This is a genomic window from Streptomyces sp. NPDC026301 (genome assembly GCF_055567935.1).
In genome coordinates this window covers 321,928-342,470 of the sequence record NZ_JBVHPN010000008.1, presented here as the reverse complement: position 1 = coordinate 342,470, position 20,543 = coordinate 321,928, and the positions used below count along the sequence as shown (strand labels likewise).

At 67.0% G+C, this 20,543-nt stretch carries 15 protein-coding genes and 1 tRNA gene; 14 read left to right on the top strand and 2 right to left on the bottom strand.

The annotated features are described in order from the left end of the window. Positions 1 to 13 precede the first annotated feature (13 nt). Both ACZ4MH_RS16850 and ACZ4MH_RS16845 read right to left on the bottom strand, forming a co-directional pair. The gene (locus ACZ4MH_RS16850) at positions 14 to 1,033 is read right to left on the bottom strand and encodes an adenosine deaminase (RefSeq protein ID WP_351590484.1); all 1,020 of its coding nucleotides are present in this window, start codon (positions 1,031 to 1,033) and stop codon (positions 14 to 16) included. 117 nt (positions 1,034 to 1,150) lie between these two features. After that, entirely contained in the window at positions 1,151 to 2,386 is a 1,236-nt protein-coding gene (locus ACZ4MH_RS16845) for a pyridoxal phosphate-dependent aminotransferase (protein WP_351590487.1), read from the bottom strand. Positions 2,387 to 2,569: 183 nt separating this feature from the next. On the opposite strand from ACZ4MH_RS16845, the gene ACZ4MH_RS16840 reads away from it, so the two are divergent. The 14 genes from ACZ4MH_RS16840 to tuf all read left to right on the top strand — a co-directional run bounded on the left by ACZ4MH_RS16840 (position 2,570) and on the right by tuf (position 20,447). Beyond that, a tRNA-Trp gene (locus ACZ4MH_RS16840) sits at positions 2,570 to 2,642 on the top strand. Between the two features lie 111 nt (positions 2,643 to 2,753). Further along, positions 2,754 to 3,050, top strand: coding sequence for a preprotein translocase subunit SecE (gene secE, locus ACZ4MH_RS16835; RefSeq protein ID WP_030619976.1), 297 nt, complete (start codon positions 2,754 to 2,756; stop codon positions 3,048 to 3,050). 73 nt (positions 3,051 to 3,123) lie between these two features. Further along, on the top strand, positions 3,124 to 4,026 hold the full coding sequence (nusG, locus tag ACZ4MH_RS16830) for a transcription termination/antitermination protein NusG (RefSeq protein ID WP_351590491.1): 903 nt from the start codon (positions 3,124 to 3,126) through the stop codon (positions 4,024 to 4,026). Between the two features lie 176 nt (positions 4,027 to 4,202). Continuing rightward, the gene (rplK, locus tag ACZ4MH_RS16825) at positions 4,203 to 4,637 is read left to right on the top strand and encodes a 50S ribosomal protein L11 (protein WP_030262765.1); all 435 of its coding nucleotides are present in this window, start codon (positions 4,203 to 4,205) and stop codon (positions 4,635 to 4,637) included. A 106-nt stretch (positions 4,638 to 4,743) separates the two neighbouring features. After that, positions 4,744 to 5,466 carry a 50S ribosomal protein L1 gene (gene rplA, locus ACZ4MH_RS16820; RefSeq protein ID WP_351590495.1) on the top strand — a complete coding sequence of 241 codons (723 nt, stop codon included), beginning with the start codon at positions 4,744 to 4,746 and terminating at the stop codon, positions 5,464 to 5,466. A gap of 424 nt (positions 5,467 to 5,890) precedes the next feature. After that, complete coding sequence (rplJ, locus tag ACZ4MH_RS16815) at positions 5,891 to 6,418, top strand: 50S ribosomal protein L10 (RefSeq protein ID WP_351590498.1); 528 nt, start codon at positions 5,891 to 5,893, stop codon at positions 6,416 to 6,418. A 110-nt stretch (positions 6,419 to 6,528) separates the two neighbouring features. Then, complete coding sequence (gene rplL / locus ACZ4MH_RS16810; protein WP_351590501.1) at positions 6,529 to 6,915, top strand: 50S ribosomal protein L7/L12; 387 nt, start codon at positions 6,529 to 6,531, stop codon at positions 6,913 to 6,915. Between the two features lie 614 nt (positions 6,916 to 7,529). Next, complete coding sequence (gene rpoB / locus ACZ4MH_RS16805; protein WP_351590505.1) at positions 7,530 to 11,012, top strand: DNA-directed RNA polymerase subunit beta; 3,483 nt, start codon at positions 7,530 to 7,532, stop codon at positions 11,010 to 11,012. Between the two features lie 96 nt (positions 11,013 to 11,108). Then, the gene (locus ACZ4MH_RS16800; protein WP_351590508.1) at positions 11,109 to 15,008 is read left to right on the top strand and encodes a DNA-directed RNA polymerase subunit beta'; all 3,900 of its coding nucleotides are present in this window, start codon (positions 11,109 to 11,111) and stop codon (positions 15,006 to 15,008) included. Between the two features lie 205 nt (positions 15,009 to 15,213). Then, on the top strand, positions 15,214 to 15,687 hold the full coding sequence (locus ACZ4MH_RS16795) for a DUF1707 and DUF4190 domain-containing protein (protein WP_351590628.1): 474 nt from the start codon (positions 15,214 to 15,216) through the stop codon (positions 15,685 to 15,687). Between the two features lie 396 nt (positions 15,688 to 16,083). Next, a complete protein-coding gene (gene rpsL / locus ACZ4MH_RS16790; protein WP_003948652.1) occupies positions 16,084 to 16,455 on the top strand; it encodes a 30S ribosomal protein S12 in 372 nt (123 codons plus the stop codon). Between the two features lie 2 nt (positions 16,456 to 16,457). Next, a complete protein-coding gene (gene rpsG, locus ACZ4MH_RS16785) occupies positions 16,458 to 16,928 on the top strand; it encodes a 30S ribosomal protein S7 (protein WP_027749253.1) in 471 nt (156 codons plus the stop codon). A 39-nt stretch (positions 16,929 to 16,967) separates the two neighbouring features. Then, positions 16,968 to 19,088 (top strand): elongation factor G, encoded by a 2,121-nt coding sequence (gene fusA / locus ACZ4MH_RS16780; RefSeq protein WP_351590512.1) that lies wholly within the window; start codon positions 16,968 to 16,970, stop codon positions 19,086 to 19,088. A gap of 165 nt (positions 19,089 to 19,253) precedes the next feature. After that, entirely contained in the window at positions 19,254 to 20,447 is a 1,194-nt protein-coding gene (gene tuf, locus ACZ4MH_RS16775; protein WP_351590515.1) for an elongation factor Tu, read from the top strand. The last annotated feature ends 96 nt before the right edge of the window (positions 20,448 to 20,543 follow it).

Below are 20,543 nucleotides of genomic sequence, written 5' to 3'. Positions count from 1 at the left end.
GACGCGCGGCGCCTCAGTCGGCCAGCCATGCGTCGATGTCCGCCAGCATGCGCCGCCGCTCCTCCAGGGGCGCGCGCGAGCCGCGTACCGACTGCCGGGCCAGCTCGGCCAGTTCGGCGTCCGAGAAGTCGTGGTGCTCGCGGGCGATCTCGTACTGCGCGGCCAGCCGGGCCCCGAAGAGCAGCGGGTCGTCGGCGCCGAGCGCCATCGGCACCCCGGCGTCGAACAGCGCCCGCAGGGGCACGTCCTCGGGCTTCTCGTACACACCCAGCGCCACGTTCGAGGCCGGGCAGACCTCGCAGGTCACCCCGGAGTCCGCGAGCCGCTTCACCAGGTACGGGTCCTCCGCCGCCCGTACGCCGTGCCCCACCCGGCCCGCGTGCAGGTCGTCCAGGCAGTCCCGGACGCTGGCGGGGCCCGACAGCTCGCCGCCGTGCGGCGCGGCCAGCAGCCCGCCGTCCCGGGCGATCGCGAACGCCCGGTCGAAGTCGCGCGCGAAACCGCGCCGTTCGTCGTTGGAGAGGCCGAAACCCACCACCCCGTGGTCGGCGTAGCGCACGGCCAGCCGGGCCAGTGTGCGGGCGTCCAGGGGGTGTTTCATGCGGTTCGCGGCGACCAGGACGCGCATTCCGAGACCGGTCTCGCGGGAGGCGGTCGCCACCGCGTCGAGAATGATCTCCATAGCCGGGATCAGCCCGCCCAGCCGGGGCGCGTACGAGGTGGGGTCGACCTGGATCTCCAGCCAGCGGGAGCCGTCGCGGACGTCCTCCTCGGCCGTCTCGCGCACCAGCCGCTGGATGTCCTCGGGTGATCTCAGGCAGGACCGCGCGATGTCGTACAGCCGCTGGAAGCGGAACCAGCCCCGCTCGTCGGTCGCCCGGAGCCTCGGCGGCTCGCCGCTGCTGAGCGCCTCCGGCAGGTGGACGCCGTACTTCTCGGCGAGCTCCAGCAGGGTCGGTGACCGCATGGACCCGGTGAAGTGCAGATGGAGATGGGCCTTGGGCAGCAGACGGAGATCTCGGACACGCACCATTCCAGGATCTTGCCGCACGCGACCGCCGATCCGGTAGGCCCAGCCTCGAACGAAGGATTGTGTGAACATGCGAACGGCGGGTTTCGGACTGATCCGAAACCCGCCGCTCCGCGTGCCTTACTTCGCCTCGGCCAGCAGCTTCTGGATGCGCGACACGCCCTCGACGAGGTCCTCGTCGCCCAGTGCGTACGAAAGACGCAGGTAGCCCGGGGTGCCGAAGGCCTCGCCCGGGACGACCGCGACCTCGGCCTCCTCCAGGATGACCTCGGCCAGCTCGACGCTGGTCTGCGGCCGCTTGCCGCGGATCTCCTTGCCGAGCAGACCCTTGACCGAGGGGTACGCGTAGAACGCGCCCTCGGGCTCGGGGCAGACGACGCCCTCGATCTCGTTGAGCATCTGGACGATCTTCCGGCGGCGGCGGTCGAAGGCGACCTTCATCTCGTCGACGGCCTTCAGGTCGCCGGAGACGGCCGCGATGGCGGCGGCCTGGGAGACGTTGGCGACGTTCGACGTGGCGTGCGACTGGAGGTTCGCCGCGGCCTTGATCACGTCCTTCGGGCCGATCACCCAGCCCACCCGCCAGCCCGTCATGGCGTACGTCTTGGCCACGCCGTTGACGACGATGCACTTGTCGCGCAGCTCGGGCACGACGACCGGCAGCGAGCTGAACTCGGCGTCGCCGTAGACGAGGTGCTCGTAGATCTCGTCCGTCATGACCCACAGGCCGTGCTCGGCGGCCCAGCGGCCGACCGCCTCGACCTGCTCGCGGCTGTAGACCGCGCCGGTCGGGTTGGACGGCGAGACGAAGAGCACCACCTTGGTGTTCTCCGTGCGGGCCGCCTCCAGCTGCTCCACGCTGACCCGGTAGCCGGTGGTCTCGTCGGCCACGACCGGGACCGGGACGCCGCCCGCGAGCTGGATCGACTCGGGGTAGGTGGTCCAGTACGGGGCCGGGACGATGACCTCGTCGCCCGGGTCGAGGATCGCCGCGAACGCCTCGTAGATGGCCTGCTTGCCACCGTTGGTCACCAGGATGTTGGCGGCCTCGACCTCGTAGCCGGAGTCGCGCAGCGTCTTCGCGGCGATCGCGGCCTTGAGCTCGGGCAGGCCGCCGGCCGGCGTGTAGCGGTGGAACTTGGGGTTGCGGCAGGCCTCGACGGCGGCCTCGACGATGTAGCCGGGCGTCGGGAAGTCGGGCTCACCGGCGCCGAAGCCGATCACCGGGCGCCCGGCGGCCTTGAGGGCCTTCGCCTTGGCGTCCACGGCCAGCGTGGCGGACTCGGAGATCGCGCCGACGCGGGCCGACACACGACGCTCGGTAGGGGACTGTGCGGGAGGAGTAGCAGCGCTCATACCTGCATCGTCGCAGACCGCCCGGGCGCCCGGCACGGCGGTTTGGCGCGGTCGGCCCGGGGGTTTCCGTTCGACGCCCGGCCGCGGAGCACGTACACTCGACCACCGTTGGCTCCCCGACGGGTCGTCGGTGGCCGCGCACACAGTGCACCGGTCACATGCTGTAGGTTGGGGAAACCACAAAGGGTCGTAGCTCAATTGGTAGAGCACTGGTCTCCAAAACCAGCGGTTGGGGGTTCAAGTCCCTCCGGCCCTGCTACACGCACTTGATTCACCAGGGTGCGTGCACGCGTACGTAAGGCAATGCACCGCCGTGCGGGCTCTACCGGGCGCGGCACGGCCACGACCCGGATTCAGGTGAGGACGAGTGACGGACGCCCTGGGCTCCATCGACATGCCTGAGCGTGGCCGTTCCGATGACGACGCGACCGAGTCGAAGAAGAAGCCCCGCCGCGGAGGTAAGCGCGGCAAGAAGGGCCCCCTCGCCCGGCTCGCACTGTTCTACCGCCAGATCATCGCGGAGCTCCGTAAGGTCGTCTGGCCGACGCGGAACCAGCTTTCGACGTACACCACCGTGGTGATCGTCTTCGTAGTCATCGTCATCGGTCTCGTAACCGTGATTGACTTGGGAATCAAGGAAGTCGTCGATTACGTCTTCGCCTGATCCCGCGATGGGCGCCTGAAGCGGGCGCCCGTTCGCATGTTCAACCCCTTGAAGCCAGGAAGAAGCAGCCACAGTGTCTGACCCGAACCTGAACGAGCCCGCCGAGCCCGTCGCGGCGGCGGCTGCCGACGTCGACGCGGCGGCTACGGCCGAGGTCGAGGGCGACACGGCGTCGACCGAGGACCAGGACGCGCAGCAGATCGTCGAGGGCGCCGACGTCGTCGACGAGCTCGACGCCGAGGACGCTGCCGCCGGTGAGGCCGCCGAGGAAGCCGCGGTGCGCACCGAGTCCGCCGAGGAAGCCGACGAGGCCGAGGCCACCGACGAGGTCGCCGAGGAAGCGGCCGAGGCGGAGCCGGTGGACCCGATCGCGGCGCTGCGTGAGGAGCTGCGCGGCCTGCCCGGCGAGTGGTACGTCATCCACACGTACGCGGGCTACGAGAAGCGCGTGAAGGCCAACCTGGAGCAGCGCGCCGTCTCGCTCAACGTCGAGGACTTCATCTACCAGGCCGAGGTGCCCGAGGAAGAGATCGTCCAGATCAAGAACGGCGAGCGGAAGAACGTCCGTCAGAACAAGCTCCCGGGCTACGTGCTCGTGCGCATGGACCTGACGAACGAGTCCTGGGGCGTTGTGCGCAACACCCCGGGCGTCACCGGCTTCGTGGGCAACGCCTACGACCCGTACCCGCTCACGCTGGACGAGATCGTCAAGATGCTCGCCCCGGAGGCCGAGGAGAAGGCCGCCAAGGAGGCCGCCGAGGCCGAGGGCAAGCCGGCGCCGCAGCGCAAGATGGAGGTCCAGGTACTGGACTTCGAGGTGGGCGACTCGGTCACCGTCACCGACGGTCCGTTCGCCACGCTGCAGGCCACGATCAACGAGATCAACGCCGACTCGAAGAAGGTCAAGGGCCTCGTCGAGATCTTCGGCCGCGAGACCCCGGTCGAGCTGAGCTTCGACCAGATCCAGAAGAACTGACCTCGTCAGGACACCCTGGAGCAACCGCTTCCGAACAGGTCAGGCAGGCCCTCAGGGGCCGCCTGACCTGCTCGGTTTTAGGCCGCACCTCTATACCCGTTATCGTTGTGCGGTATGCCTCCATCCGGATGACCGGATGGTCGGCTGGAAACTCTCACTAGGACCCGGAGAGAGCAATGCCTCCCAAGAAGAAGAAGGTCACGGGGCTCATCAAGCTCCAGATCCAGGCCGGTGCCGCTAACCCGGCTCCGCCGGTCGGCCCCGCGCTGGGTCAGCACGGCGTCAACATCATGGAGTTCTGCAAGGCCTACAACGCCGCGACCGAGTCGCAGCGCGGTTGGGTCATCCCGGTGGAGATCACGGTCTACGAGGACCGTTCCTTCACCTTCATCACGAAGACCCCGCCGGCCTCCAAGATGATCCTGAAGGCCGCGGGCGTGGAGAAGGGCTCCGGCGAGCCGCACAAGACCAAGGTCGCCAAGATCACGGCCGACCAGGTCCGCGAGATCGCCACCACCAAGATGCCCGACCTGAACGCCAACGACCTGGACGCCGCGTCGAAGATCATCGCCGGCACCGCCCGTTCCATGGGCATCACGGTCGAAGGCTGATCGAGCCTCGTCGCACCAACGTGGCAGGGCCAGGCGCTGGCCCGGACCACGACTCCACCTGCCAGGCGGCACGAGCCGCATGGCGTAACTGCATTCAGGAGCAGCAGTGAAGCGCAGCAAGACTCTTCGCAACGCGGACGCGAAGATCGACCGGGAGCGTGTGTACGCCCCGCTCGAGGCCGTCCGTCTCGCCAAGGACACCTCCTCGGCCAAGTTCGACGCGACCGTCGAGGTTGCCATGCGTCTGGGTGTCGACCCGCGCAAGGCCGACCAGATGGTCCGTGGCACCGTGAACCTCCCGCACGGCACCGGTAAGACCGCCCGGGTCCTGGTCTTCGCGACCGGCGACCGTGCTGCGGCCGCGGAAGCCGCCGGCGCCGACATCGTCGGCGCGGACGAGCTGATCGACGAGGTCTCCAAGGGCCGCCTGGACTTCGACGCCGTCGTCGCCACGCCGGACCTCATGGGCAAGGTCGGCCGCCTCGGCCGCGTGCTCGGTCCCCGTGGTCTGATGCCGAACCCGAAGACCGGCACCGTCACCCCGGATGTCGCCAAGGCTGTCACCGACATCAAGGGCGGCAAGATCGAGTTCCGCGTGGACAAGCACGCGAACCTCCACTTCATCATCGGCAAGGTGTCCTTCGACGACACCAAGCTGGTGGAGAACTACGCCGCGGCGCTCGAGGAGATCAACCGCCTCAAGCCGTCCGCCGCCAAGGGCCGGTACATCAAGAAGGCCACCATCACCACCACGATGGGCCCCGGTGTCCCGCTGGACGCCAACCGCACCCGCAACCTCCTCGTCGAGGAGGACCCGGCCGCGGTCTGAGCCTGACGGCTCGCGCGTACGCGTGAGGCCGGGCCTCGCATCGACTTTCGGTGCGGGGCCCGGCCTTTTTGCGTACGGCCGTGAGGCGGGCTGCGCGGCGCTGTACGGGCCTTGGCGGGGCGCCTGAGGGCGCATCGTGGCTGGCTCCCACAGCGGGGTTGGGCCGGATTTGCCATGGCCTCGGCCGTTCGCGTACCTTAACCAGGAAGCCAAAGACCGCTGGTTGTCTCTGTACGCCCGTCCGGGTGTGCGGTGGCCGAAGGATCCGCTAGCTGCGGACGGCCTGCGCAGGTGTGAATGAGGATGAACTCCCGGAACGGATTCCGTGCCCGGTCGAGTCACGCCCCGTGCGCCTGCGCCGGGGCGTTTGTTTTGCCCAGCCCCTTCTGCGCGGTCCTCATCACCCGGAAGGAGGCCGAGGCTCATGGCAAGTCCCGACAAGGTCGCAGCTGTCGAGGAGATCACGGACAAGTTCCGTAACTCCAACGCCGCTGTCGTCACCGCGTACACCGGACTTACTGTCGCGCAGATCAAGAATCTGCGTCGTTCGCTCGGTGACAACGCTCAGTACCGTGTGGTGAAGAACACGCTGACCAAGATCGCGGCCCAGGAGGCCGGGATCTCCGTGCTGGACGAGCACCTCGTGGGCTCGACGGCCGTCGCCTTCGTGACCGGTGACCCGGTCGAGGCGGCGAAGGGTCTTCGTGACTTCGCCAAGGAGAACCAGAACCTCGTCATCAAGGGCGGTGTCTTCGAAGGGAAGGCGCTGTCCGCCGACGACATCAAGAAGCTTGCGGACCTCGAGTCCCGCGAGGTTCTGCTCGCCAAGCTGGCGGGTGGCATGAAGGCGTCCATGGCCAAGGCCGCGGCGACCTTCCAGGCCCCCCTCACGAAGTTCGCCCGCACCGCGGACGCGCTTCGCAGCAAGGCCGAGCAGGGCGGTGCCGAGTAATTCGGCTCGCACATTGACCGCCGCCTGAGGCGACGGTCGAAAGCGGGCCCAACGTACGCCCGCCGACATGTACATCCGGCACCAGCCGAATTAGTGGAAGGACCGCCACCATGGCGAAGCTCAGCCAGGAAGACCTGCTCGCGCAGTTCGAGGAGATGACCCTCATCGAGCTCTCCGAGTTCGTGAAGGCCTTCGAGGAGAAGTTCGACGTCGAGGCTGCCGCCCCGGTCGCCGTTGCCGCCGCCGGTGCCCCGGGCGCCCCGGCCGCCGAGGCCGCTGAGGAGCAGGACGAGTTCGACGTCATCCTCACCGGTGCGGGCGACAAGAAGATCCAGGTCATCAAGGTCGTGCGTGAGCTGACCTCCCTGGGTCTGAAGGAGGCCAAGGACCTCGTGGACGGCACCCCGAAGCCGGTCCTCGAGAAGGTCGCCAAGGACGCCGCTGAGAAGGCCGCTGAGGCCCTCAAGGGCGCCGGCGCCTCCGTCGAGGTCAAGTGACCTCTGTCAGTCGCTGACTGAACACCTCCGGGCCCCGGGCGAGTACCGGGTCCCGTGCCAAGGGCGATCACCCATGCGGGTGGTCGCCCTTCGGCGTTGCGATGTCCTTGCGGAGTTGCCGCGCACTCCCGTGCGAGTATGGTGATCTTCGTTGTCCGGCCGTGCGCCTCGTGACGATCTCCCTGGGGTGGGGGGCCTTGACGAACAGCACGCGGCGCGCAATTCTCAGGACGCGACGTCAGAAGCGATCCGGAGTCCGAGGCATGGATCGCCGACGAAGAGGGCAGTATCGATGTGCGCCCAGGGGGCGCACGGTATGCAGCAGGCGCTGAGCGTGAAGAACTACAACGAGGGGTACCCCTGCTAGAGGGAGCCTTCCGGAGGAGAGATTGGGTGCAGAGCCGGTCTCCGAAAACCCGGTCTGGACATCAGTGTGCCGAGTGGCTACACTGACCCTTTGCGCTGCCTGTTAGCTGCTCCCTGCCCGTCACCAGGGGCATACCCACATCTCAGCACTGCGGACGTCACCTCCCTGACCAGGGATTTCTTCCGTTCTGTGCGGACGTGGGACCGGTACGCGCGTAGTGAGTCCGAGCCCTCGGAAGGACCCCCTCTTGGCCGCCTCGCGCAACGCCTCGACTGCCAATACGAACAACGGCGACAGCACCGCCCCGCTGCGCATCTCTTTTGCGAAGATCAAGGAGCCCCTCGGGGTTCCGAACCTCCTTGCGCTGCAGACCGAAAGCTTCGACTGGCTGCTCGGCAACGCCGCATGGAAGGGTCGCGTCGAGGCTGCGCTGGAGTCCGGTCAGGACGTCCCCACCAAGTCCGGTCTGGAAGAGATCTTCGAAGAGATCTCCCCGATCGAGGACTTCTCCGGGTCGATGTCGCTGACGTTCCGCGACCACCGCTTCGAGCCCCCGAAGAACAGCATCGACGAGTGCAAGGAGCGCGACTTCACGTACGCGGCTCCGCTCTTCGTCACCGCCGAGTTCACCAACAACGAGACCGGCGAGATCAAGTCCCAGACGGTCTTCATGGGCGACTTCCCGCTCATGACCAACAAGGGCACCTTCTGCATCAACGGCACCGAGCGTGTCGTCGTCTCGCAGCTGGTCCGCTCGCCGGGCGTCTACTTCGACAGCCAGATCGACAAGACGTCCGACAAGGACATCTTCTCCGCCAAGATCATCCCGTCCCGGGGTGCCTGGCTGGAGATGGAGATCGACAAGCGCGACATGGTCGGTGTCCGCATCGACCGCAAGCGCAAGCAGTCGGTCACCGTTCTGCTCAAGGCCCTCGGTTGGACGACCGAGCAGATCCTCGAGGAGTTCGGCGAGTACGAGTCCATGCGCGCCACCCTGGAGAAGGACCACACCCAGGGCCAGGACGACGCGCTGCTCGACATCTACCGCAAGCTGCGCCCGGGCGAGCCGCCGACGCGTGAGGCCGCGCAGACGCTGCTGGAGAACCTGTACTTCAACCCGAAGCGTTACGACCTCGCCAAGGTCGGCCGCTACAAGGTCAACAAGAAGCTCGGCGGCGACGAGCCGCTCGACGCCGGCGTGCTCACCACCGACGACATCATCGCCACGATCAAGTACCTGGTGAAGCTGCACGCCGGTGAGACCGAGACGATGGGCGAGAGCGGCCGGGAGATCGTCGTCGAGACCGACGACATCGACCACTTCGGCAACCGCCGCCTGCGCAACGTCGGCGAGCTGATCCAGAACCAGGTCCGTACGGGTCTCGCCCGTATGGAGCGCGTCGTGCGTGAGCGCATGACCACCCAGGACGTCGAGGCGATCACGCCGCAGACCCTGATCAACATCCGGCCGGTCGTCGCCTCCATCAAGGAGTTCTTCGGCACCAGCCAGCTGTCCCAGTTCATGGACCAGACCAACCCGCTGTCGGGTCTGACCCACAAGCGCCGTCTCTCGGCGCTGGGCCCGGGTGGTCTCTCCCGTGAGCGGGCCGGCCTGGACGTCCGTGACGTGCACCCGTCTCACTACGGCCGCATGTGCCCGATTGAGACCCCGGAAGGCCCGAACATTGGTCTGATCGGTTCGCTCGCCTCGTACGGCCGGGTCAACGTCTTCGGCTTCATTGAGACCCCGTACCGCAAGGTCGTCGACGGCCAGGTGACCGAAGAGGTCCTCTACCTCACCGCCGATGAGGAAGACCGCTTCATCATCGCCCAGGCCAACGCCCCGCTGACCGAGGACATGCGCTTCGCCGAGCAGCGTGTCCTGGTCCGCCGGCGTGGCGGCGAAGCCGACCTCGTCACGGTCGACGAGGTGGACTTCATGGACGTCTCGCCGCGCCAGATGGTGTCGGCCGCGACCGCCATGATCCCGTTCCTCGAGCACGACGACGCCAACCGCGCGCTCATGGGCTCGAACATGATGCGCCAGGCCGTACCGCTGATCAAGGCCGAGGCGCCGCTGGTCGGCACCGGCATGGAGTACCGCTGCGCGGTCGACGCCGGCGACGTCATCAAGGCCGAGAAGGACGGTGTGGTCCAGGAGGTCTCCGCGGACTACATCACCGTCGCCAACGACGACGGCACGTACACCACGTACCGCGTCGCCAAGTTCACCCGCTCCAACCAGGGCACCTCCTTCAACCAGAAGGTCGTCGTGGACGAGGGCGCGCGGGTCATCGAGGGCCAGGTCCTCGCCGACGGTCCGTCCACGGACGAAGGCGAGATGGCGCTCGGCAAGAACCTGCTCGTGGCGTTCATGCCGTGGGAGGGTCACAACTACGAGGACGCGATCATCCTGTCGCAGCGCCTCGTGCAGGACGACGTCCTCTCCTCGATCCACATCGAGGAGCACGAGGTCGACGCCCGTGACACCAAGCTCGGCCCGGAGGAGATCACCCGGGACATCCCGAACGTCTCCGAGGAGGTCCTCGCGGACCTCGACGAGCGCGGCATCATCCGCATCGGTGCCGAGGTCGTCGCCGGCGACATCCTGGTCGGCAAGGTCACGCCCAAGGGTGAGACCGAGCTGACCCCGGAGGAGCGCCTGCTCCGCGCGATCTTCGGTGAGAAGGCGCGCGAGGTCCGTGACACCTCGCTGAAGGTGCCGCACGGCGAGACCGGCAAGGTCATCGGCGTCCGCGTCTTCGACCGCGAGGAGGGCGACGAGCTTCCCCCCGGTGTGAACCAGCTGGTGCGCGTGTACGTGGCGCAGAAGCGCAAGATCACCGACGGTGACAAGCTCGCCGGCCGTCACGGCAACAAGGGCGTCATCTCGAAGATCCTGCCGGTCGAGGACATGCCGTTCCTGGAGGACGGCACCCCGGTCGACATCATCCTCAACCCGCTGGGTGTCCCGTCCCGAATGAACCCGGGACAGGTCCTGGAGATCCACCTCGGCTGGCTCGCCAGCCAGGGCTGGAAGGTCGAGGGTTCCGAGGAGTGGCAGCAGCGGCTGCAGGCCATCGGCGCCGACGACGTCGCGCCGCGGACCAACGTCGCCACGCCGGTCTTCGACGGTGCGCGCCAGGACGAGCTGCAGGGTCTGTTCGACTCCACGCTGCCGAACCGCGACGGCGACCGGATGGTCAAGGACACCGGCAAGGCCCGGATGTTCGACGGCCGCTCCGGCGAGCCGTTCCCGGACCCGATCTCGGTCGGGTACATGTACATCCTCAAGCTGCACCACCTGGTCGACGACAAGCTGCACGCCCGCTCGACCGGTCCGTACTCGATGATCACCCAGCAGCCGCTGGGTGGTAAGGCTCAGTTCGGTGGCCAGCGCTTCGGTGAGATGGAGGTGTGGGCGCTGGAGGCTTACGGCGCCGCTTACGCCCTCCAGGAGCTGCTGACGATCAAGTCCGACGACGTGACCGGCCGCGTGAAGGTCTACGAGGCCATCGTCAAGGGCGAGAACATCCCCGAGCCCGGCATTCCCGAGTCCTTCAAGGTGCTCATCAAGGAAATGCAGTCGCTGTGCCTGAACGTGGAGGTGCTGTCCTCGGACGGCATGTCCATCGAGATGCGCGACACCGACGAGGACGTCTTCCGCGCGGCGGAGGAGCTCGGTATCGACCTGTCCCGGCGCGAGCCGAGCAGCGTCGAAGAGGTCTGACGGGTCTGGCCGGGACCTCCCTGTGAGGTCCCGGCCCCACCCCGGACCCCCTCAGACCATGATTGAGACTCGACCCTGAAAGAGGGATTGACGACAGTGCTCGACGTCAACTTCTTCGACGAGCTGCGGATCGGCCTCGCCACCGCTGACGACATCCGTCAGTGGTCCCACGGCGAGGTCAAGAAGCCGGAGACCATCAACTACCGCACCCTCAAGCCCGAGAAGGACGGCCTCTTCTGCGAGAAGATCTTCGGCCCCACTCGGGACTGGGAGTGCTACTGCGGTAAGTACAAGCGCGTCCGCTTCAAGGGCATCATCTGCGAGCGCTGCGGCGTCGAGGTCACTCGCGCCAAGGTGCGTCGTGAGCGGATGGGCCACATCGAGCTGGCCGCGCCCGTCACGCACATCTGGTACTTCAAGGGCGTTCCGAGCCGGCTGGGCTACCTGCTGGACCTCGCCCCCAAGGACCTCGAGAAGGTCATCTACTTCGCCGCCTACATGATCACGTGGGTGGACGAGGAGCGCCGTACGCGCGACCTGCCCTCGCTGGAGGCGCACGTCTCCGTCGAGCGTCAGCAGATCGAGCAGCGCCGCGACGCCGACCTCGAAGCCCGCGCCAAGAAGCTCGAGACCGACCTGGCCGAGCTGGAGGCCGAGGGCGCCAAGGCCGACGTGCGCCGCAAGGTGCGCGAGGGTGCCGAGCGCGAGATGAAGCAGCTGCGCGACCGTGCGCAGCGCGAGATCGACCGCCTGGACGAGGTCTGGAACCGCTTCAAGAACCTCAAGGTCCAGGACCTCGAGGGCGACGAGCTGCTCTACCGCGAGCTGCGTGACCGCTTCGGCACGTACTTCATGGGCGGCATGGGCGCGGCTGCCCTGCAGAAGCGCCTGGAGTCCTTCGACCTCGACGAAGAGGCCGAGAAGCTCCGCGAGATCATCCGTACCGGCAAGGGCCAGAAGAAGACCCGTGCGCTCAAGCGCCTCAAGGTCGTCTCCGCGTTCCTGCAGACCCGCAACAGCCCCAACGGCATGGTGCTGGACTGCATCCCGGTCATCCCGCCGGACCTGCGTCCGATGGTGCAGCTGGACGGTGGCCGCTTCGCGACCTCCGACCTGAACGACCTGTACCGCCGTGTGATCAACCGCAACAACCGCCTCAAGCGTCTCCTTGACCTCGGTGCCCCCGAGATCATCGTGAACAACGAGAAGCGGATGCTGCAGGAGGCCGTCGACGCGCTGTTCGACAACGGCCGCCGCGGTCGCCCGGTCACCGGTCCCGGTAACCGCCCGCTGAAGTCCCTCAGCGACATGCTGAAGGGCAAGCAGGGCCGTTTCCGTCAGAACCTGCTCGGTAAGCGTGTGGACTACTCCGCGCGTTCCGTCATCGTCGTCGGCCCGCAGCTGAAGCTGCACCAGTGCGGTCTGCCCAAGGCCATGGCGCTGGAGCTCTTCAAGCCGTTCGTGATGAAGCGCCTGGTGGACCTGAACCACGCGCAGAACATCAAGTCGGCGAAGCGCATGGTCGAGCGCGGCCGCACGGTCGTGTACGACGTCCTCGAAGAGGTCATCGCCGAGCACCCGGTTCTGCTGAACCGTGCGCCCACCCTGCACCGCCTCGGCATCCAGGCCTTCGAGCCGCAGCTGGTCGAGGGCAAGGCCATTCAGATTCACCCGCTCGTCTGCACCGCGTTCAACGCGGACTTCGACGGTGACCAGATGGCCGTGCACCTGCCGCTCTCCGCGGAGGCGCAGGCCGAGGCCCGCATCCTGATGCTGTCCTCGAACAACATCCTCAAGCCGGCCGACGGCCGTCCGGTCACCATGCCGACCCAGGACATGGTGCTGGGCCTGTTCTTCCTCACCACCGACGAGGAGGAGCGCAAGGTCATCGGTGAGGGCCGCGCGTTCGGCTCGGTCGCCGAGGCGATCATGGCGTTCGACGCCAAGGAGCTCTCGCTCCAGGCGAAGGTCGACATCCGCTTCCCGATCGGCACGGTCCCGCCCCGCGGCTGGACCCCGCCGGCTCCGGAGGAGGGCGAGCCCGAGTGGCAGCAGGGTGACAGCTTCCGGCTGCGGACGACCCTGGGCCGCGCGCTCTTCAACGAGCTGCTGCCCGAGGACTACCCGTTCGTCGACTACTCGGTGGGCAAGAAGCAGCTCTCCGCGATCGTCAACGACCTGGCCGAGCGGTACCCCAAGGTCATCGTCGCGCAGACGCTGGACAACCTGAAGGCGGCCGGTTTCCACTGGGCCACCCGCTCCGGTGTCACCGTCGCCGTCTCCGACATCGTCGTGCCGGAGGCCAAGAAGGCCATCGTCGAGGGCTACGAGGCCCAGGACGAGAAGGTCCAGAAGCAGTACGAGCGCGGTCTGATCACCAAGGACGAGCGCACTCAGGAACTGATCAACATCTGGACCAAGGCGACCAACGAGGTCGCCGAGGCGATGAACGACAACTTCCCCAAGACGAACCCCATCTTCATGATGGTTGACTCGGGTGCCCGAGGAAACATGATGCAGATGCGGCAGATCGCCGGTATGCGTGGTCTGGTGTCGAACGCGAAGAACGAGACCATCCCGCGACCCATTAAGGCGTCGTTCCGTGAGGGTCTCTCCGTGCTGGAGTACTTCATCTCCACCCACGGTGCCCGTAAGGGTCTCGCGGACACCGCCCTGCGTACCGCCGACTCGGGTTACCTCACCCGTCGTCTCGTGGACGTCTCCCAGGACGTCATCATCCGCGAGGAGGACTGCGGCACCGAGCGCGGCCTCAAGCTGCGGATCGCCACGAAGGGTCCCGACGGCGTCCTGCGCAAGACCGACGACGTCGAGTCCAGCGTGTACGCCCGGATGCTCTCCGAGGACGTCGTCGTCGACGGCAAGGTCATCGGCCCCGCCAACGTCGACCTCGGTGACGTGCTCATCGACCAGCTGGTCGCGCACGGCGTCGAGGAGGTCAAGACCCGCTCGGTCCTGACCTGTGAGTCCGCGGTCGGCACCTGTGCCTTCTGCTACGGCCGTTCGCTGGCCACCGGCAAGCTGGTCGACATCGGTGAGGCCGTCGGCATCATCGCGGCCCAGTCCATCGGTGAGCCCGGTACCCAGCTGACGATGCGTACCTTCCACACCGGTGGTGTGGCGGGTGACGACATCACCCTGGGTCTGCCGCGAGTCGTCGAGCTCTTCGAGGCCCGTACGCCCAAGGGCGTCGCCCCGATCTCCGAGGCCGCAGGCCGCGTGCGGATCGAGGAGACCGAGAAGACCAAGAAGGTCATCGTCACCCCCGACGACGGCAGCGACGAGACGGCCTACGGCGTCTCCAAGCGTGCCCGTCTGCTGGTGGGCGAGGGCGACCACGTCACGGTCGGCCAGCCGCTGACCGTGGGTGCGATCAACCCGCACGACGTGCTGCGCATCCTCGGCCAGCGTGCGGTCCAGGTCCACCTGGTCGGCGAAGTCCAGAAGGTCTACAACAGCCAGGGCGTGGCGATCCACGACAAGCACATCGAGATCATCATCCGGCAGATGCTGCGCCGCGTGACGATCATCGAGTCCGGCGACGCGGAGCTGCTGCCGGGCGAGCTCGTGGAGCGCTCGAAGTTCGAGGGTGAGAACCGTCGGGTCGTGGCGGAGGGTGGCCACCCGGCCTCCGGCCGTCCGCAGCTGATGGGTATCACCAAGGCGTCGCTGGCCACCGAGTCGTGGCTGTCGGCGGCGTCCTTCCAGGAGACGACCAGGGTCCTGACCGACGCGGCGATCAACGCCAAGTCGGACTCCCTGATCGGCCTCAAGGAGAACGTCATCATCGGTAAGCTCATCCCGGCCGGTACGGGCCTGTCCCGCTACCGCAACATCCGGGTCGAGCCGACCGAGGAGGCCAAGGCCGCGATGTACTCGGCCGTCGGCTACGACGACATCGACTACTCGCCGTTCGGCACCGGCTCCGGCCAGGCCGTTCCGCTGGAGGACTACGACTACGGTCCGTACAACCAGTAAGCGGTGGTCGGCGGCGGCCGGCCCGTAAGGGCGAAACGCGAACCGCAGGGCGGTCATCCTCATGTTGGATGACCGCCCTGCGGTGTGTGGGGGATGATGGGGCTATCAGGGCTCCGGCCGGGGGGAGGTCTCACAGGTGGCATTCGAACCGTGGCAGGGGGGCCGGCCGGCCCACCCGCCCCGTCAGATGCCCGCCATGCCCGCGATGCGCGCCGCGCACGCGGACCGGGAGCGGGCGGTCGATGTACTGAAGGCCGGGTTCGCCGAGGGGCGGCTCTCCCAGAGCGAGTACGAGGAGCGGGTGGAGCGCGCCTATCAGGCGCTGACCTACGGCGACCTGCAGTTACTGGTGGGGGACCTGCCGCAGGGGCCGGTGCCGCAGCCGCCGATGCTGCTGCCGCAGCCGATGGTCCCGCCGACGTTCCTGCCGATGCCCCCGGCGCGGACCAACCCGTCCGCGACCGGCGCCATGATCTGCGGCCTGCTCACCCCGCTGACCTGGGGAGTGACCGCGATCCCGGCGGTGATCCTGGGGCACAAGGCGCGGGCGGAGATCCGCCGGAACGACGAGCGGGGCGACGGCATGGCGCTCACCGGCGTGGTGCTGGGCTGGCTGGCCATCGGGGGCTGGTGCCTGGTGATGCTGATCACGCTGCTGGCGCTGCTGCCGAAGACCTGAGGCGCGGGGCGGCGTCCGCACGGGCCGTGGGGCACGCTCCGGGGCGCTGTCGCAACGGGGCTGGACACCTTCTTCCGTCGGCGCGATCAGCGCACTACGGTGGCGGCAGCGCCGTGGGAGTCCGGCGTGTCCTACGCGTGTGCATTTGTTTTGACCGCAGCCCATGCGGTAGGTACGCTCTGACCTTGTGCCTGGGGTGTCCCTGGCCTGCCGTGCGCGCATCTCCCTCAGCCTTCGGGCGGGCGGTGCCGGTGCGCACGAAGCCGGGTCCGACACCGTAATTCGCTGCTCCTCGTTCCAGCGAGGGATCTGCGGTATTCGACACACCCGACCTCGTGGGTCGGCGAAGTTCCAGGTTAGCTTTACCGAGACTGGCACACAGAAACCGGAGAAACGGTGCCTACGATCCAGCAGCTGGTCCGCAAGGGCCGGCAGGACAAGGTCGAGAAGAACAAGACGCCTGCACTCGAGGGTTCGCCCCAGCGCCGTGGCGTCTGCACGCGTGTTTTCACCACCACCCCGAAGAAGCCGAACTCGGCCCTGCGTAAGGTCGCGCGTGTGCGTCTGACCAGCGGCATCGAGGTCACCGCTTACATTCCGGGTGAGGGCCACAACCTGCAGGAGCACTCGATCGTGCTCGTGCGTGGCGGTCGTGTGAAGGACCTGCCGGGTGTTCGGTACAAGATCATCCGCGGCTCCCTCGACACGCAGGGCGTCAAGAACCGCAAGCAGGCTCGCAGCCGCTACGGCGCCAAGAAGGAGAAGTAAGAATGCCTCGTAAGGGCCCCGCCCCGAAGCGCCCGGTCATCATCGACCCGGTCTACAACTCTCCTCTGGTGACCTCCCTCATCAACAAGGTGCTGCTGAACGGAAAGCGCTCCACCGCCGAGCGCATCGTTTACGGCGCCATGGAGGGGCTGCGCGAGAAGACCGGCAACGACCCGGTCATCACGCTGAAGCGCGCGCTGGAGAACATCAAGCCGACCCTCGAGGTCAAGTCCCGCCGTGTCGGTGGCGCGACCTACCAGGTCCCGATCGAGGTCAAGCCGGGCCGCGCGTCGACCCTGGCGCTGCGCTGGCTCGTGGGCTACTCCCGCGCCCGCCGCGAGAAGACCATGACCGAGCGCCTCATGAACGAGCTGCTGGACGCCTCGAACGGCCTCGGCGCTTCGGTCAAGAAGCGCGAGGACACGCACAAGATGGCCGAGTCCAACAAGGCCTTCGCGCACTACCGCTGGTAGTCGCTACCCACATCGAGACCGAGAGAAGACGAAAGCCTTATGGCTACCACTTCACTTGACCTGGCCAAGGTCCGCAACATCGGGATCATGGCCCACATCGACGCGGGCAAGACGACGACCACCGAGCGGATCCTGTTCTACACCGGTGTTTCGTACAAGATCGGTGAGGTCCACGACGGCGCCGCCACGATGGACTGGATGGAGCAGGAGCAGGAGCGTGGCATCACGATCACCTCTGCTGCCACCACCTGTCACTGGCCGCTGGAAAACGTCGACCACACCATCAACATCATCGACACCCCGGGTCACGTCGACTTCACCGTCGAGGTGGAGCGTTCCCTGCGTGTGCTCGACGGTGCTGTGACGGTGTTCGACGGCGTTGCCGGCGTTGAGCCCCAGTCCGAGACCGTGTGGCGTCAGGCGGACCGCTACGGCGTGCCGCGTATCTGCTTCGTCAACAAGCTCGACCGCACCGGCGCGGAGTTCCACCGCTGCGTCGACATGATCGTGGACCGCCTCGGCGCGACCCCGATCGTGATGCAGCTGCCGATCGGCACCGAGGCGGACTTCAAGGGCGTCGTCGACCTCGTCACCATGAAGGCCCTGCTGTGGTCGGCCGAGGCCGCCAAGGGCGAGATGTACGACACCGTCGACATCCCCGACACCCACATCGAGGCTGCCGAGGAATGGCGCGGCAAGCTCCTCGAGACGGTCGCCGAGAACGACGAAGAGCTGATGGAGCTGTACCTGGAGGGCCAGGAGCCCACCGTGGAGCAGCTGTACGCGGCGATCCGCCGCATCACCATCAACGCCGGCAAGGCGGAGAACACCACCGTCACGCCCGTGTTCTGCGGTACCGCGTTCAAGAACAAGGGTGTCCAGCCGCTGCTGGACGCGGTCGTGCGTTACCTCCCGTCGCCGCTGGACGTCGAGGCCATCGAGGGCCACGCGGTCAACGACGCCGAGCAGGTCATCACGCGCCGTCCGTCCGAGGACGAGCCGCTCGCCGCTCTTGCCTTCAAGATCGCGAGCGACCCGCACCTGGGCAAGCTCACCTTCATCCGGGTCTACTCGGGTCGCCTGGAGTCCGGCACGCAGGTGCTGAACTCCGTCAAGGGCAAGAAGGAGCGCATCGGCAAGATCTACCGGATGCACGCGAACAAGCGTGAGGAGATCGACTCGGTGGGTGCCGGTGACATCGTCGCCGTCATGGGTCTGAAGCAGACCACCACCGGTGAGACCCTCTGTGACTCCGCCAACCAGGTGATCCTGGAGTCGATGGAGTTCCCGGCCCCGGTCATCCAGGTCGCCATTGAGCCCAAGTCCAAGGGCGACCAGGAGAAGCTGGGTGTCGCCATCCAGCGCCTCGCCGAAGAGGACCCGTCGTTCCAGGTCCACACCGACGAGGAGACCGGCCAGACCATCATCGCGGGTATGGGCGAGCTGCACCTCGACGTGCTGGTCGACCGTATGAAGCGTGAGTTCCGGGTCGAGGCCAACGTCGGCAAGCCGCAGGTCGCGTACCGCGAGACGCTGCGCAAGCCCGTCGAGCGTCTCGACTACACGCACAAGAAGCAGACTGGTGGTTCCGGCCAGTTCGCGAAGGTGCAGATCGCGATCGCGCCCCTGGAGGGCGACGGTTACGAGTTCGAGAACAAGGTCACCGGTGGCCGCATCCCGCGGGAGTACATCCCGTCCGTGGACGCCGGCTGCCAGGAGGCCATGGAGTTCGGTGTGCTCGCCGGCTACCCGCTGACGGGTGTCCGCGTCACGCTCCTCGACGGTGCCTTCCACGAGGTCGACTCCTCCGAGATGGCGTTCAAGATCGCCGGTTCGATGGCCTTCAAGGAGGCCGCCCGCAAGGCCTCCCCGGCCCTGCTCGAGCCGATGATGAAGGTCGAGGTCACCACGCCCGAGGACTACATGGGCGACGTGATCGGCGACATCAACTCCCGCCGTGGACAGATTCAGTCCATGGAGGACCGTCACGGTGCCAAGCTCGTCACGGGCCTGGTTCCGCTCTCGGAGATGTTCGGCTACGTCGGAGACCTCCGCAGCAAGACGTCGGGTCGCGCGAGCTACTCGATGCAGTTCGACTCCTACGCCGAGGTTCCGCGGAACGTCGCCGAGGAGATCATCGCGAAGGCCAAGGGCGAGTAAGACCCGTCTCGTCAGAGTCGGACCCCGACACGCTTTAGGCTTGACACCGACTGACGGGGCAATCCCCGCTATCCGTGAGGATTGCCCCCGTCAGCCGGCACCCCAGCAAAGATCACCTGGCGCCGATGAGTAAGGCGTACAGAACCACTCCACAGGAGGACCCCAGTGGCGAAGGCGAAGTTCGAGCGGACTAAGCCGCACGTCAACATCGGCACCATCGGTCACATCGACCACGGTAAGACGACCCTCACGGCCGCCATTACCAAGGTGCTGCACGACGCGTTCCCGGACCTGAACGAGGCCTCGGCCTTCGACATGATCGACAAGGCGCCGGAAGAGCGCCAGCGTGGTATCACCATCTCCATCGCGCACGTCGAGTACCAGACGGAAAACCGTCACTACGCCCACGTCGACTGCCCCGGTCACGCGGACTACATCAAGAACATGATCACCGGTGCCGCCCAGATGGACGGCGCGATCCTCGTGGTCGCCGCGACCGACGGTCCGATGCCGCAGACCAAGGAGCACGTGCTCCTGGCCCGCCAGGTCGGCGTTCCCTACATCGTTGTCGCCCTGAACAAGGCCGACATGGTGGACGACGAGGAGATCCTGGAGCTCGTCGAGCTCGAGGTCCGTGAGCTCCTCTCCGAGTACGAGTTCCCGGGCGACGACCTCCCGGTCGTCAAGGTCTCGGCGCTGAAGGCGCTCGAGGGCGACGCCGAGTGGGGCAAGTCGGTCCTGGACCTCATGAAGGCTGTCGACGAGGCCATCCCGGCCCCGGAGCGCGACACCGACAAGCCGTTCCTGATGCCGATCGAGGACGTCTTCACGATCACCGGTCGCGGTACGGTCGTCACCGGCCGTATCGAGCGCGGTGTCCTGAAGGTCAACGAGACCGTCGACATCATCGGCATCAAGACCGAGAAGACCACCACCACGGTCACCGGCATCGAGATGTTCCGGAAGCTGCTGGACGAGGGTCAGGCCGGTGAGAACGTCGGTCTGCTGCTTCGCGGTATCAAGCGCGAGGACGTCGAGCGCGGCCAGGTCATCATCAAGCCCGGTTCGGTCACGCCGCACACCGAGTTCGAGGCCCAGGCCTACATCCTGTCGAAGGACGAGGGTGGCCGTCACACCCCCTTCTTCAACAACTACCGCCCGCAGTTCTACTTCCGTACCACGGACGTGACCGGCGTCGTGACCCTCCCCGAGGGCACCGAGATGGTCATGCCGGGCGACAACACCGCCATGTCGGTCCAGCTGATCCAGCCGGTCGCCATGGAGGAGGGCCTGAAGTTCGCCATCCGTGAGGGTGGCCGGACCGTCGGCGCCGGCCAGGTCACCAAGATCAACAAGTAAGCTCGCTTACCTGCTGATCGAGGAGACCCGGCGCTCCTAGGAGCACCGAGCCTCGGCTCACAGAAGGGCCCGTACGACTTCGGTCGTACGGGCCCT

What these genes read in the sequence shown, in the direction of transcription:
- ACZ4MH_RS16850 (WP_351590484.1), bottom strand. Translation starts at nt 1,033, where the DNA reads ATGGTGCGTGTCCGAGATCTCCGTCTGCTGCCCAAGGCCCATCTCCAT.
- ACZ4MH_RS16845 (WP_351590487.1), bottom strand. Translation starts at nt 2,386, where the DNA reads ATGAGCGCTGCTACTCCTCCCGCACAGTCCCCTACCGAGCGTCGTGTG.
- rplK (WP_030262765.1), top strand. Translation starts at nt 4,203, where the DNA reads ATGCCTCCCAAGAAGAAGAAGGTCACGGGGCTCATCAAGCTCCAGATC.
- rplJ (WP_351590498.1), top strand. Translation starts at nt 5,891, where the DNA reads ATGGCAAGTCCCGACAAGGTCGCAGCTGTCGAGGAGATCACGGACAAG.
- rplL (WP_351590501.1), top strand. Translation starts at nt 6,529, where the DNA reads ATGGCGAAGCTCAGCCAGGAAGACCTGCTCGCGCAGTTCGAGGAGATG.
- ACZ4MH_RS16795 (WP_351590628.1), top strand. Translation starts at nt 15,214, where the DNA reads ATGCGCGCCGCGCACGCGGACCGGGAGCGGGCGGTCGATGTACTGAAG.
- rpsG (WP_027749253.1), top strand. Translation starts at nt 16,458, where the DNA reads ATGCCTCGTAAGGGCCCCGCCCCGAAGCGCCCGGTCATCATCGACCCG.
- fusA (WP_351590512.1), top strand. Translation starts at nt 16,968, where the DNA reads ATGGCTACCACTTCACTTGACCTGGCCAAGGTCCGCAACATCGGGATC.